The 14,374-nt window shown below is 62.0% G+C and carries 10 protein-coding genes; 8 read left to right on the forward strand and 2 right to left on the reverse strand.

Going from position 1 to position 14,374, the window contains the following annotated elements; genetic code table 11:
• The first annotated feature begins 3 nt into the window (after positions 1–3).
• The 8 genes from sdhA (at position 4) to U0O11_RS02550 (ending at position 11,875) form a co-directional block, all read left to right on the forward strand.
• Positions 4–1,776 (forward strand): succinate dehydrogenase flavoprotein subunit, encoded by a 1,773-nt coding sequence (sdhA, locus tag U0O11_RS02515; protein WP_043333106.1) that lies wholly within the window; start codon positions 4–6, stop codon positions 1,774–1,776.
• A gap of 159 nt (positions 1,777–1,935) precedes the next feature.
• Entirely contained in the window at positions 1,936–2,640 is a 705-nt protein-coding gene (locus U0O11_RS02520; protein ID WP_043333105.1) for a succinate dehydrogenase iron-sulfur subunit, read from the forward strand.
• Between the two features lie 227 nt (positions 2,641–2,867).
• Positions 2,868–5,702 carry a 2-oxoglutarate dehydrogenase E1 component gene (locus tag U0O11_RS02525; RefSeq protein ID WP_324691535.1) on the forward strand — a complete coding sequence of 945 codons (2,835 nt, stop codon included), beginning with the start codon at positions 2,868–2,870 and terminating at the stop codon, positions 5,700–5,702.
• A 51-nt stretch (positions 5,703–5,753) separates the two neighbouring features.
• Complete coding sequence (gene odhB, locus U0O11_RS02530) at positions 5,754–7,334, forward strand: 2-oxoglutarate dehydrogenase complex dihydrolipoyllysine-residue succinyltransferase (protein ID WP_192838556.1); 1,581 nt, start codon at positions 5,754–5,756, stop codon at positions 7,332–7,334.
• A 113-nt stretch (positions 7,335–7,447) separates the two neighbouring features.
• Complete coding sequence (gene lpdA, locus U0O11_RS02535) at positions 7,448–8,887, forward strand: dihydrolipoyl dehydrogenase (protein WP_043334000.1); 1,440 nt, start codon at positions 7,448–7,450, stop codon at positions 8,885–8,887.
• A 108-nt stretch (positions 8,888–8,995) separates the two neighbouring features.
• Positions 8,996–10,162, forward strand: a complete 1,167-nt coding sequence (gene sucC / locus U0O11_RS02540) for an ADP-forming succinate--CoA ligase subunit beta (RefSeq protein WP_043333999.1) — start codon at positions 8,996–8,998, stop codon at positions 10,160–10,162.
• The gene (sucD, locus tag U0O11_RS02545) at positions 10,162–11,034 is read left to right on the forward strand and encodes a succinate--CoA ligase subunit alpha (protein ID WP_043333998.1); all 873 of its coding nucleotides are present in this window, start codon (positions 10,162–10,164) and stop codon (positions 11,032–11,034) included. Before sucC ends, sucD begins: the two co-directional genes overlap by 1 nt.
• Before the next feature lie 298 nt (positions 11,035–11,332).
• Complete coding sequence (locus U0O11_RS02550; protein ID WP_286988978.1) at positions 11,333–11,875, forward strand: DUF302 domain-containing protein; 543 nt, start codon at positions 11,333–11,335, stop codon at positions 11,873–11,875.
• A gap of 144 nt (positions 11,876–12,019) precedes the next feature.
• Here U0O11_RS02550 and glpQ read toward each other — a convergent pair whose 3' ends face one another.
• Positions 12,020–13,180, reverse strand: coding sequence for a glycerophosphodiester phosphodiesterase (glpQ, locus tag U0O11_RS02555; RefSeq protein WP_324691541.1), 1,161 nt, complete (start codon positions 13,178–13,180; stop codon positions 12,020–12,022).
• Positions 13,181–13,314: 134 nt separating this feature from the next.
• A complete protein-coding gene (locus U0O11_RS02560; protein ID WP_324691542.1) occupies positions 13,315–14,319 on the reverse strand; it encodes a lysylphosphatidylglycerol synthase transmembrane domain-containing protein in 1,005 nt (334 codons plus the stop codon).
• Between the last annotated feature and the right edge of the window lie 55 nt (positions 14,320–14,374).

Here is a 14,374-nt window from a genome sequence, read left to right on the forward strand (position 1 = left end):
TACATGTCCACCATGCGTAGCCTGACATTCGACGCGATCATCATCGGCGGCGGCGGCGCTGGCCTGCGTGCCGGTCTCGAACTGTCCCAGTCCGGCAAGAAGACCGCCGTGCTGTCCAAGGTCTTCCCGACCCGCTCGCATACTGTCTCTGCCCAGGGCGGTATCACCTGTGCCATCGCTTCTGCTGATCCGAATGATGATTGGCGCTGGCACATGTATGACACCGTCAAGGGTGGCGATTACATCGCTGATCAGGACGCTGCGGAATATATGTGTACCGAAGGCCCGAAAGCGGTCTTCGAACTTGAGCACATGGGGCTGCCGTTCTCCCGTTTCGACAACGGCCGCATCTACCAGCGTCCGTTCGGTGGCCAGTCCAAGGACTTCGGCAAGGGCGGCCAGGCGGCTCGTACCTGCGCCGCGGCTGACCGTACCGGTCACGCCCTGCTGCACACGCTGTATCAGGCCAACCTGAAGAACGGCACCGTCTTCCTCGACGAGTGGTACGCCATCGATCTGGTCAAGAATGCCAACGGCGATATCGTCGGCGTGATTGCCCTGTGCATCGAGACCGGCGAGACCGTGGTCGTGAAGTCCAAGGCCACCGTTCTGGCCACTGGCGGTGCGGGCCGTATCTACGCCTCCACCACCAATGCCCTGATCAACACCGGCGACGGTATCGGCATGGCACTGCGTGCCGGCCTGCCGGTCCAGGACATGGAAATGTGGCAGTTCCACCCGACCGGGATTCACGGTGCGGGCGTGCTGGTCACCGAAGGTTGCCGCGGTGAAGGTGGCTACCTGGTCAACAAGGACGGCGAGCGCTTCATGGAGCGTTATGCGCCGAACGCCAAGGACCTCGCGGGCCGTGACGTCGTCGCGCGCTCCATGGTGCTGGAAATCCTCGAAGGCCGTGGCTGTGGCGAGAATGGCGACCACGTCTTCCTGAAGCTGGATCACCTGGGCGAGGAAGTGCTGAACAAGCGCCTGCCGGGTATCTCCGAGCTGTCCAAGACCTTCGCGCACGTCGACCCGACCAACGCGCCGATCCCGGTCGTGCCGACCTGCCACTACATGATGGGCGGCATCGCCACCAACGTGCACGGTCAGGCCATCGCACAGAACGAAGACGGCAGCGACCGCATCGTCAACGGCCTCTATGCCGTGGGTGAAGTGGCCTGTGTGTCGGTTCACGGTGCCAACCGTCTGGGCGGCAACTCGCTGCTGGATCTGGTCGTCTTCGGCCGCGCCGCGGGCAAGTACATCGAAAGCGCGCTCAACGAAGGTGTCGAGTACCTCGAGCCGACGCAGAGCGACATCGATGCAGCCCTGGTGCGCCTGAACCGCTGGAACGAGTCCGAAAGCGGCGAGTCCGTGCCGGAACTCAAGCGCGAACTGCAGCAGATCATGCAGAACTCCTTCGGTGTCTTCCGTCAGGAAGACAAGATGGAAGAGGGCGTCAAGCAGCTGTCCGATCTGCGTGAGCGTATCGCCAAGGCGGGTCTGTCCGACAAGTCTCAGGTCTTCAATACCGCGCGTATCGAAGCTCTCGAGCTGGACAACCTGATGGAAGTGGCGGAAGCCACTGCCATTGCGGCCCTGACCCGCAAGGAAAGCCGTGGTGCTCACTCCCGTTACGACTTCCCGGACCGTGATGACGAGAACTGGCTCAAGCATTCTCTGTTCTTCCCGAACGAGAAGCGTGTCGGCAAGCGTGATGTGAACTTCGCGCCGAAGACCGTCGAGCGTTTCGAGCCGAAGATTCGTACCTACTGAGTCTGAACCGAAGGCGCGCGTCGCGACCCGGTCGGGACGCCGCGCCTTGCTTCAGACCAAGTTCGCACTCGCTCGAGTTCACTCTCGCTTGAGTTCGCCGTGATCGAGGTGCGTGCAGGTCACCGCACGCACCTGACCCGTTTGCCCGGAGGGGAAACCATGCTTCAGGTATCCATATACCGCTACAACCCTGAAACCGATACTGCGCCGTACATGCAGGAGTTTCAGGTCGACACCCAGGGTCGTGACCTGATGGTGTTGAACGTGATGGAAATGCTCAAGGAACAGGACAGCTCGCTGGCCTATCGTCGCAGCTGCCGTGAAGGCGTCTGTGGTTCGGACGGCATGAACATGAACGGCAAGAACGGCCTGACCTGTGTCACCGCGCTGTCCGAAGTCGTCAAGGACAACAAGCTGGTGCTGCGTCCGCTGCCGGGCCTGCCGGTCGTGCGTGACCTGGTCGTCGACATGAGCATCTTCTACAAGCAGTACGAGCGCATCCAGCCGTACCTGCTCAACGACACGCCGGCGCCGGCCATCGAGCGTCTGCAGTCGCCGGAAGACCGTGACAAGCTCGACGGCCTCTACGAGTGCATCCTGTGTGCCTGCTGCTCGACTGCCTGCCCGTCCTTCTGGTGGAACCCGGACAAGTTCGTCGGTCCGAGCGGTCTGCTGCAGGCCTATCGCTTCCTGGCGGACTCGCGTGACACCGCCACCAAGGAGCGTTTGAGCGAGCTGGACGACCCGTTTGCCGTATTCCGTTGTCGCGGAATCATGAATTGTGTCGCGGTTTGCCCCAAGGGTCTGAACCCGACACGTGCCATCGGCAAGATTCGTGAGCTTTTGCTGGCAAACGCCACTTAAAAGCCGCGCCTTAGCTTGCTATGATGCACGTCAGCTGCGGCAGGGTGTCACACCTTGTCGCAGCGCACAGCTTGCTGAAGCCGGTGCCTTGTGCACCGGCTTTTGACGATAAAAGAAGACTCAGATGGTGAAGGCCTCCATGGTTTCGCCATACAGGGCATAATCGAGTGACGCCGACAGCGCTTGTCAGGCGCCTACCCCACCCCATCAGTCAGGGTGACCGAGAGATGCAAGAAGGCACAATGGAGTTGATGTGGCGCACTTCCCATATGAGCGGGGGGAATGTCCACTACGTAGAAGATCTCTACGAGCGTTATCTTGTCGACCCGAATGAGGTTCCCGACGAGTGGCGCAACTACTTTGATACTCTGCCGCGTCATGACGGCAGCCCCTCCCAGGATATTCCGCTAGCGCCGATCCGTGATCAGTTCTACGAGATGGGTCGCAACAGTCGCCGCCCGGTGGCTGTCTCTGCGGGCGAAAGCAGCGAGAACAAGAAGCAGGTTCGTGTTCTCCAGCTGATCAACGCCTACCGCTTCCGTGGCCACCAGAAGGCGGATATCGATCCCCTCGGTCTGCGCAAGCCGGCCCCGGTACCGGACCTCGAACTGTCCTTCCATCAGCTGTCCGCCGCTGACATGGACGTCGAGTTCCAGACCGGCTCGCTGTTCCTCGGCAAGGATGTTGCACCGCTCAAGGAAATCCACGCCGCGCTGGAGCAGACCTACTGCCGCAGCATCGGCGCCGAGTTCATGCACATCGTCAACACGGAAGAGAAGCGCTGGCTGCAGCAGCGTTTCGAGTCCGTACGTTCCAAGCCGAACTTCTCACGCGATGTCCGTCATCACGTGCTGGAACGTCTGACCGCCGCCGAAGGCCTCGAGAGCTATCTCGCCAGCAAGTACCCGGGCACCAAGCGCTTTGGTCTGGAAGGCGGCGAATCCTTCATTCCGATGATGGATGAGCTGATCCAGCGCAGCGGCAAGTACGGTACCAAGGAAGTCGTGATCGGCATGGCCCACCGTGGCCGTCTCAACCTGCTGGTCAACCTGCTGGGCAAGAGCCCGTCAGAGCTGATCGAGGAATTCGATGGCAAGAAGCAGATTGCCAAGGGTTCCGGCGACGTGAAGTACCACCAGGGCTTCAGCTCGAATGTCATGACCCCGGGCGGCGAAGTCCACCTGGCGCTGGCATTCAACCCGTCGCACCTGGAAATCGTCTCTCCGGTGGTGGAAGGCTCCGTGCGTGCCCGTCAGGACCGTCGCGAAGACAGCGAAGGCGACAGCGTACTGCCGATCTCCATCCACGGTGACGCGGCATTCGCCGGTCAGGGCGTGGTCATGGAAACCTTCCAGATGTCGCAGACCCGTGCCTACAAGACGGGCGGTACCGTGCATGTCGTCATCAACAACCAGGTGGGCTTCACCACCTCGCGTGCCGATGACGCTCGCTCGACCGAATACTGCACCGACATCGCCAAGATGGTTCAGGCGCCGATCATCCACGTCAATGGAGATGATCCGGACGCCGTGCTGCACGCCGCTCAGGTCGCCATCGACTACCGTCAGCAGTTCAAGCGTGACGTCGTGCTCGACCTCGTGTGTTACCGCAAGCGCGGTCACAACGAAGCCGACGAGCCGTCCGGTACCCAGCCGCTGATGTACGCCAAGATCAAGTCCCAGAAGACTGCCCGCGAGAAGTATGCGGACCGTCTGGTCGAGGAAGGCGTGCTCAGCGCGGAAGAGACCAAGCACCTGGTCGACCAGTACCGTGCCGATCTGGATGCCGGCAACCACGTTGCCAATGCGCTGGTGAAGCAGCCCAATACCGGTCTGTTCGTCGATTGGACGCCGTACCTGGGCCACGAGTGGACCGGCGTTGCCGATACCTCGATGGACATGAAGCAGCTGCAGGCCCTCGCCAACAAGATGTGCGAAGTGCCGGACGGCGTCTCGGTCCAGCGTCAGGTCAACAAGATCTACGAAGACCGTCGCAAGATGGCCGCCGGTGGCATGCCGCTGAACTGGGGCTTCGCCGAGACACTGGCCTACGCCACCCTGGTCGATGCCGACCATCCGGTGCGTATCACCGGTCAGGACGTGGGTCGCGGTACCTTCTCCCACCGTCACGCGGTGGTGCACAACCAGAAGGATGGCGACACCTACGTGCCGCTGCAGCACATCAAGGATGGTCAGGCGACCTTCACCATCCATGACTCCTACCTCTCCGAGGAAGCGGTGCTGGCCTTTGAATATGGCTATGCCACCACCATGCCCAAGGCATTGGTCGTGTGGGAAGCCCAGTTCGGTGACTTCGCCAACGGCGCCCAGGTGGTGATGGACCAGTTCATCTCCTCCGGCGAGAGCAAGTGGGGCCGCCTGTGTGGTCTGACCATGCTGCTGCCGCACGGCTACGAGGGTCAGGGCCCGGAGCACAGCTCCGCACGCCTCGAGCGTTACCTCCAGCTGTGTGCCGAGCACAACATGCAGGTATGCATGCCGACCACACCGGCGCAGATCTATCATCTGCTGCGTCGTCAGGTCATCCGCTCGCTGCGCAAGCCGCTGGTCGTGCTGTCGCCCAAGTCTCTGCTGCGTCACAAGGAAGCGACTTCCACCCTCGACGAGCTGGCCGATGGCCGCTTCGAGATGGTGCTGTCCGACAAGGGCAACCTGGAAGCTTCCAAGGTCAAGCGCGTCGTGCTGTGTGCGGGCAAGGTCTACTATGACCTGGCCGCCTATCGCGCCGAGCAGGGCCGTGAAGATGTTGCCATCATCCGTGTCGAGCAGCTCTATCCCTTCCCGAAGGAAGAGCTCCAGACCGCCATCGCCGACTACGAGAATCTCGAGCAGGTGATGTGGTGCCAGGAAGAGCCGCTCAACCAGGGTGCCTGGTATCAGAGTCAGCACCATATGCGTCAGGTCGCTGAGCAGCACCGTCAGGGGCTTGGCATGAGCCTGGACTTCGCCGGACGCCCGGCCTCTGCGGCACCTGCCGCGGGCTACATGTCCGTTCATAACGAGCAGCAGCGCCAGCTGGTCGACGACGCCTTCAACAAGTAAAGGCTCGCGACCCGCAAGGGCACCGAGAGAGAATTGAGTTAAGGAACTCCAATGGCTATCGATATCAAAGCGCCGTCTTTTCCGGAATCCGTCGCCGAAGGCACTGTGGCGACCTGGCACAAGCAGCCCGGCGACAGCGTCGAGCGTGACGAGCTGATCGTCGAGATCGAGACCGACAAGGTCGTGCTGGAAGTCGTCGCACCGCAGGACGGCACCCTGGGCGAGATCAAGGTTCAGGAAGGCGACACCTGCGAGTCCGAGCAAGTGCTGGGCTCCATTGGTGATGCAGACGCCGCTGCGTCTTCTGACGCCAAGGACGACTCCGCCGCTGAAGAGAGCAAGGACGACGCCAAGGCCGAGAGCAAGCCGGCCGCCGGTGGCGAAGGCAAGACGCTGGAAGTCAAGGCGCCGAGCTTCCCGGAATCCGTTGCCGAAGGCACCGTCGCTACCTGGCACAAGAAGGTCGGTGAAGCCTGCGAGCGCGACGAGCTGATCGTCGAGATCGAGACCGACAAGGTCGTGCTGGAAGTCGTGGCTCCGGCCGACGGCGCCCTGAGCGAGATCAAGGTCGAGGAAGGCGATACCTGCGAGACCGAAGCCGTGCTGGCACTGTTCAGCGCTGGTGCTTCCGGTGGCGCCGCGCCGGCCGCTGAGGCAAGCGACGACAAGTCCGGCTCTGACGAAGGTCAGGACGAGAAGGTCGGCGACAAGATCCTCGCCCCGGCAGCACGCAAGATGGTGGCCGAGCACGATCTGGACGTCAGCAAGCTGGTCGGTACCGGCAAGGGCGGTCGCGTGCTGAAGGAAGACGTGGCCAAGGCCGTCAAGGAAGGCACTGCAGCCAAGTCCGCTGCCAAGCCGGCTGCCAAGTCCGGCGCTTCCAAGTCCGATGCCAAGGCCGCGCCGAAATCTGCACCGACTTTCGAGGGCGAGCGTCCCGAGAAGCGCGTGCCGATGAGCCGCATGCGTCAGACCATCGCCAAGCGTCTGGTCAATGCCCAGCAGACTGCCGCCATGCTCACCACTTACAACGAAGTGGACATGAGCGCGGTGATGGAACTGCGCAAGCAGTACAAGGACACCTTCCAGAAGGTGCACGACACCAAGCTCGGCTTCATGGGCTTCTTCGTCAAGGCGGCCACCGAAGCGCTCAAGCGCTTCCCGGACGTCAATGCCTCCATCGACGGCACCGACATCGTCTACCACGGTTACCAGGACATCGGTGTGGCCGTGTCTTCCGACCGCGGTCTGGTCGTGCCGGTGCTGCGTGATACCGACAGCATGAAGCTCGCCGATGTCGAAAAGACCATCGTCGACTTCGGTCAGCGTGCCCGCGCCGGCAAGCTGGGCATCGATGAGATGCAGGGCGGTACCTTCACGATCACCAACGGCGGCATCTTCGGTTCCCTGATGTCCACCCCGATCCTGAATCCGCCGCAGACCGCCATCCTGGGCATGCACAAGATCCAGGAGCGTCCGATGGCCGTGAACGGTCAGGTCGTCATCCGTCCGATGATGTATCTGGCACTGTCCTACGATCATCGCATGATCGATGGCAAGGATGCAGTCCAGTTCCTCGTCGCCATCAAGGACCTGCTGGAAGATCCGGCTCGTTTCCTGCTCGACGTCTGAGACCGCAATGTCTCACGCCCTTGAGGACCTCGAGGGCGTGAGCGGCCCCGGCGGGTGGCACTGACACTCGCCGGGTTGCCAACCCGAATCGAACTGCACCAACAGGAAGAGACATGGCCGATAAATTTGATGTGATCGTCATTGGCGCTGGCCCTGGTGGCTATGTTGCCGCTATCCGCGCTGCTCAGCTGGGTCTGAAGACCGCCTGCGTCGAGAAGTGGGTCAACAAGGAAGGCAAGGTCGTTCACGGCGGTACCTGCCTGAACGTCGGCTGCATTCCGTCCAAGGCATTGCTGGAAACCTCGCACAAGTACGTCGAAGCGCGTGATGAATTCGCCGAACTGGGTATCAAGGCCGACGGCGTCGAGATCGACGTGGCCAAGATGATCGAGCGCAAGGCGCAGATCGTGAAGAACCTGACCGGCGGTATCTCCGGTCTGTTCAAGGCCAACGGTGTCACCGCGCTGGAAGGTACCGGCAAGGTGCTGCCGAACAAGCAGGTCGAAGTGACCGATCACGACGGTGGCAAGGCGACCTACGAAGCCGAGAACATCGTCATCGCGTCCGGTTCCGTGCCGGTCGAGATTCCGCCGACGCCGCTGACCGAAGGTCTGATCGTCGATTCCACCGGCGCGCTCGAGTTCGACGAAGCGCCGAAGCGTCTGGGTGTCATCGGTGCCGGTGTCATCGGTCTCGAGCTCGGTAGCGTGTGGAGCCGTTGCGGTTCTGAAGTCACCGTGCTGGAAGCGGTCGACAGCTTCCTGCCGATGGTCGATGCGGCCGTCGCCAAGGAAGCCCAGAAGCTGCTCAAGAAGCAGGGTCTGGACATCAAGCTCGGCGCCCGTGTGACCGGTTCCGACATCAAGGACAGCGAAGTCGTCGTCAAGTACACCGACGCCAACGGCGAACAGGAACAGACCTTCGACAAGATCATCGTCGCGGTCGGCCGTCGTCCGTACACCCAGAGCCTGCTCGACAGCGATGTGGGCATCAATCTGGACGAGCGTGGCTTCATCCACGTCGACGACCAGTGCGCGACCAGCGTGCCGGGCGTCTACGCCATCGGCGACGTGGTGCGTGGCCCGATGCTGGCGCACAAGGCCTCTGAAGAGGGCGTAATGGTTGCCGACATCATCGCCGGCCACAAGGCCGAGATGAACTACGACGCCATCCCGAGCATCATCTACACCTTCCCGGAAGTGGCGTGGGTCGGCAAGACCGAACAGCAAGCCAAGTCCGAAGGCATCGAAGTCAAGACCGGCAGCTTCCCGTTCGCGGCAAGCGGTCGTGCCATGGCCAACAATGCCACTGAAGGTCTGGCCAAGATCATTGCCGACGCTGAGACTGATCGCGTCCTGGGCGTTCACATCATCGGCCAGCATGCCGGTGAGCTGATCGCACAGGGTGTGACTGCCCTCGAGTTCGGCGCAAGCGCCGAAGACCTCGCACTGATCTGCACGGCTCACCCGACACTGTCGGAAGCCGTGCACGAAGCCGCGCTGGCCGTTGACGGGCATGCGATTCACATCGCAAACCGCAAGAAGCGCAAGTAAGCGTCCTTCCGAACAAGAGGCGCGTCGCCCCGGCCAGGCCGGGGCGAACGGTGGCAGTGGCATCTTGCGACTGCCGTTCGAGTCTAATGCAACCAATGGCATGACACGATGAACCTTCACGAATATCAGGCAAAACAACTTTTTGCCGACTATGGCCTGCCGGTGTCCAAGGGCTTTGCCGTTGACACCCCGGAAGACGCTGCTGAAGCGTGCAAGAAGATTGGCGGCGACAAGTGGGTCGTCAAGGCACAGGTCCACGCAGGTGGCCGCGGCAAGGCTGGCGGCGTCAAGCTGGTCGACAGCGCACAAGCCGCTTCCGACTTCGCGACCCAGTGGCTGGGCAAGAACCTGGTGACCTACCAGACTGACGAAAACGGTCAGCCGGTCACCAAGATTCTCGTCGAGAACTGCACCGACATCGCCGAAGAGCTGTACCTGGGCGCCGTCGTTGACCGCACCACTCGTCGCATCGTCTTCATGGCTTCCACCGAAGGCGGCGTGGAAATCGAGAAGGTTGCTGAAGAGACGCCGGAAAAGATCCTGAAAGCCGAGATCGATCCGCTGGTCGGCGCACAGCCGTACCAGGCACGTGAACTGGCCTTCAAGCTGGGTCTGAACCCGACCCAGATCAAGCAGTTCACCAAGATCTTCCTGGGTCTGGCGAAGATGTTCGCCGACAAGGATTTCGCGCTGCTGGAAATCAACCCGCTGGTCATCACCGACGAAGGCAACCTCCACTGCCTCGACGGCAAGATCAACATCGACGCCAACGCCGTCTACCGTCACCCGGACCTGCAGGCGATGCACGATCCGTCTCAGGAAGACGAGCGTGAAGCGCATGCTGCCAAGTTCGAACTGAACTACGTTGCCCTCGACGGCAACATCGGTTGCATGGTCAACGGCGCAGGCCTGGCGATGGGCACCATGGACATCGTCAACCTGTCTGGCGGCAAGCCGGCCAACTTCCTCGACGTGGGTGGCGGTGCTACCAAGGAACGCGTTGCAGAAGCATTCAAGATCATCCTGTCCGACGACAACGTCAAAGCTGTTCTGGTGAACATCTTCGGCGGCATCGTGCGTTGTGACATGATCGCCGAAGGCATCATCGGTGCCGTCGAGCAGGTCGGTGTCAACGTGCCGGTCGTGGTGCGTCTGGAAGGTAACAACGCTGAACTCGGCGCCAAGAAGCTGGCCGAAAGCGGTCTGAACATCATCGCTGCTACCAGCCTGACTGACGCGGCGCAGCAGGTTGTCAAAGCTGCGGAGGGCAAGTAATGAGCATTTTGATCGACAAGAACACCAAGGTGATCTGCCAGGGCTTCACTGGCGGCCAGGGTACCTTCCACTCTGAACAAGCCATCGCCTACGGCACCAAGATGGTCGGTGGCGTGACGCCGGGCAAGGGTGGTCAGACTCACCTGGGCCTGCCGGTGTTCAACACCGTCGCCGAAGCCGTTGCCGAGACTGGCGCTGAAGCGTCCGTCATCTACGTGCCGGCACCGTTCTGCAAGGATTCCATCCTTGAAGCGGCCAATGCAGGCATCAAGCTGATCGTCTGCATCACCGAAGGCGTGCCGACTCTCGACATGCTGGAAGTCAAGGTCAAGTGCGACGAGCTGGGCGCGCGCGTCATCGGTCCGAACTGCCCGGGTGTCATCACTCCGGGTGAGTGCAAGATCGGTATCATGCCGGGTCACATCCACCAGCCGGGCAAGGTCGGTATCGTGTCTCGTTCCGGCACCCTGACCTACGAAGCCGTCAAGCAGACCACTGACCACGGTTTCGGTCAGTCCAGCTGTGTCGGCATCGGCGGCGACCCGATCCCGGGTTCCAACTTCATCGACATCCTCGAGATGTTCGAGAAGGACCCGAAGACCGAAGCCATCGTCATGATCGGCGAGATCGGCGGTTCTGCTGAAGAAGAAGCCGCTGCCTACATCAAGGCGAACGTCACCAAGCCGGTCGTCTCCTACATCGCTGGTGTGACTGCGCCTCCGGGCAAGCGCATGGGCCATGCAGGCGCCATCATCTCCGGCGGCAAGGGTACTGCCGACGAGAAGTTCGCGGCTCTGGAAGCGGCTGGCGTCAAGACTGTGCGTTCACTCGCGCAGATCGGCGATGCCATCAAGGAAGTCACTGGCTGGTAAGCCATTGATCTCCTGACAGCGATCGGCGTCAAGCGGATCGCATGTCACCGAAAGGGCAGGCCCACAGGGCCTGCCCTTTTTTCGTTTCTGGCCCTCAGCAGTCTCTCTCTAGTGCATGTCGGCGGGGCTACCTGCGGCCGGTGGCGCAGGCGAGGGGAGAGGTGTTTCGGCTGATGCAGGCGGGGCAGGTGCGTTCATATCAAGCAGTTGCTAATCTGATGACTGTTCATTGGCACCTGACCAAGCGACACGTGCAGATGCCCCACGGCGCAACACGACTCACTGATAAGGATGTTCCATGCTCAAGTCATTCCCCGCCCTTACGCGCTCCGCGCGCCTGCTGGCGTTGCTGTCCCTGCCGTTGGCTGCTGGCATGCCGCTGTCTGCCAGTGCAGATTCCGGCGCGGCGGCAGCCTCCGCCCCTGAAGCTTCAGCGAGCATGCAGGTGCCTGCCAAGGGCATCGAGTCGGTGACCAGTCGTGATGATGTCGCCTCCGTCCAGGCGCGTCTCGAGACGGCGCTCAAGGCCAAGGGACTGAAGCTGTTCAGCGTCATTGATCATGAGGCGGGTGCCGAGAAGGTCGGCATGGAGCTGCCCGCGACGCATACCGTCATCTTCGGCAATCCCAAGGTGGGCACCCTGTTGATGCAGTGCAACGGGGCGGCCGCCCTGGACCTTCCGCAGAAGATGCTGATTCGCGCCGTGGAGGGTGGCAGCGTGATCGAGTGGAATGACCCGCAGTACATGGCCAATCGTCATGATCTGGGCGACTGCAAGCTGCCACTGGACAAGATCGCCGGGCTGCTCAAGGGGCTGGCCGCCGAAGCGGCGGGTCAATGAAGGCAGCGCTCATCACGTGTCGATGCTGATATCGTGAACTGACTGCGAGCGCTGACGATCAGGCAGGACGAAAAAGCCGGACTCCTCACGGAGTCCGGCTTTTTGATGTTCCCCTGGCAAGGACTGCCTGGCTTGAAGGGCTGCTTACAGAGCATCACCGTGCTGCTTCAGCCACTGTACGGCGCGGTCAGGGTAGTCAGTGAAGACACCATCAACCTTGGCGTCGACGAAGAAGGCGCGCAGCATGTCGTCGTAATCGCTGGCCCAGTCGGGGATGCGCCCTTCATCGAGGCGGAAGGTGTAGGGCAGCACGATCAGGCCCTGCGCATGGGCTTCCTCGACCATTGGTGTGACCTTGATGTCGTCCCGGGTCGAGCTGTCCTCGATCACCATCGGCTTCCACGGCCCGATGCCATCGGCGTAGGTGGCGATGCGTTGCATGCCGCCCTCCTGATACATCCAGTCATAGTCGTAGGGCTCAAGCTTGCCCTCCGCATCCGGCTGGAAGGTCATGTCCCAGCTGGTCTCGCCCATCAGCTGTACCAGACGCAGGTTCATCTCCAGTTCGGGCTGCAGCGTGTCGTGGATGCGCTTGAGGCCATTGGGATCGAAGACCTGCACGACGGCATTGTCATCGTGCGCGACGTAGCCGTAGTGCTTGAGGGTCTCGAGCACGGCTCGCGAGACCTGCTTACCTTCCGACTGGTGGAACCAGGGCGCCTTGATCTCCACATACAGGCCGACATCGCGTCCGGTGGAGTGATTCAGGCCCTGAACCATCTCGATCTCTTCACTCAGGGTGTGCAGTCCGAAGTGAGACTTGCCCAGCGGGAAGCGCTCAGGGTAGTCGGCGACCTGCTCGCCACCCTTGACGGTGAAGCCCTCGCTGAACGCCAGCTTGCGCAGCTCGTCCAGCGTGAAGTCGATGGCGTAGTAGCGGCCATCATCACGCGCACGCTCGGGGAAGACCTCGGCGACATTGGTCACGCGGTCCAGGAAGCGGTCGTGCAGTACCACCAGCCGGTCATCCTTGCTCATCACCACATCCTGCTCGAGGAAGTCGGCGCCCTGGGCGTAGGCCATCGCCTTGGCCGCGAGGGTGTGCTCCGGCAGGTAGCCCGAGGCACCCCGGTGGGCTACCACTATCTTGTCGGTGCCATGGCCGGGGTCGATGCTGCGCAGCGGGCTGTCATCAGCGAGTGCCGCTGAGGTCGAGGTGGCCAGCAGCGAGCCGACCACGCCCATCATGGCCAGCGGGCGGCGAATGCGGGCGGAAGTCGGGTGACGCTGGGAAGGATGCGGCATGTGAGATCACCTTGAGCTGTGGTTATTGTATGGACGTTCAATAAAGCCGCCTGCCAACATAACAAAGTCTTATTCATATGGCGATGATCAATTTTTTTTCATGATGATGCCTGCGGCGCTGCTCGGTCGCCCCGTCATGTGGCTGCCGAGCGACGCTTGAGCAAGCTTCCCAGCATGCTGCGTCCCGCCATCACGAAGAACACCGGGGCGCCGGCGATCAGGTAGAAATAGAAGGTCACCGCACGCCAGATCACCACGGCCGCCGCGGCACTGGCGGCGCCGATCATCGGGCTGAGCAGGGCAGTGGAGGACAGCTCCGCGCCTCCGGCACCGCCGGGCAGCAGCGTCAGCTGGCCCGCCGCCAGCGAGAGCATCTGCACGATGAAGGTCCAGCTCCAGTCGATGTCCTGCCCCAGACCGGACACGGCCAGATAGAGGATCGAGTAGCGCAGCAGCCAATGGGCACAGCAGAGCAGGAAGATCAGGCTCAGCGTCAGGCGCGGCAGGGCGAGCGTCTCGACCAGCGCATGGCGGAAGTGGATCAGGCCCCGCGCCAGCTTGATGCGTGAGCGATGGCGTACCTTGAGCCAGCGCAGCAGGCGTCCGCTGGTCTTGAGCAGGCGCCGATGATGCTTGCCCAGCGCGGCCAGCAGGCCAAAGCCGATGATCAGCAACAGCGCCGGCACGGCCAGCATCCACCCCAGGCGCAGGTCGATGGTATGCGAGAGGGCGTAGAGCCCGATGCTGGCCAGCGCCGAGAGGAAGAACAGCATGTCGGTGATCTGATCGACCGCGAATACCGCCGTGGCCTGCGCCGGGCGCACCCCCTGACGTGACAGCAGCCCCATCAGGGTGAGCGGGCCACCGCTGCCGCCGGGGGTGGCGCTGATGGCGAATTCGGTCGCCATCACCATGCCGACGGCGCGGCGTTGCCCCAGGTGACCGCCCCGCCCGGCCAGCAGCAGACGCAACCGGCCGGCGTTCAGGTTCCAGCACATCACGATCATGCCCAGCATCAACAGGAAGGTGTCGAGGGGAAACTGGCGCAACTGGCCACCCAGCCCGCTGCCACCCAGCACCAGCGGTATCGCGATGACCATCACAAGGCCAGCACCCAGTAACCAGAGGGTACGATTCATGGCAGATTCCCGCAGCGGGTTGTCACAAGGCCCATACGACGGGACTCATCCGGTA

This window comes from Cobetia sp. D5 (assembly GCF_035666195.1).
Taxonomy (GTDB): domain Bacteria; phylum Pseudomonadota; class Gammaproteobacteria; order Pseudomonadales; family Halomonadaceae; genus Cobetia; species Cobetia amphilecti.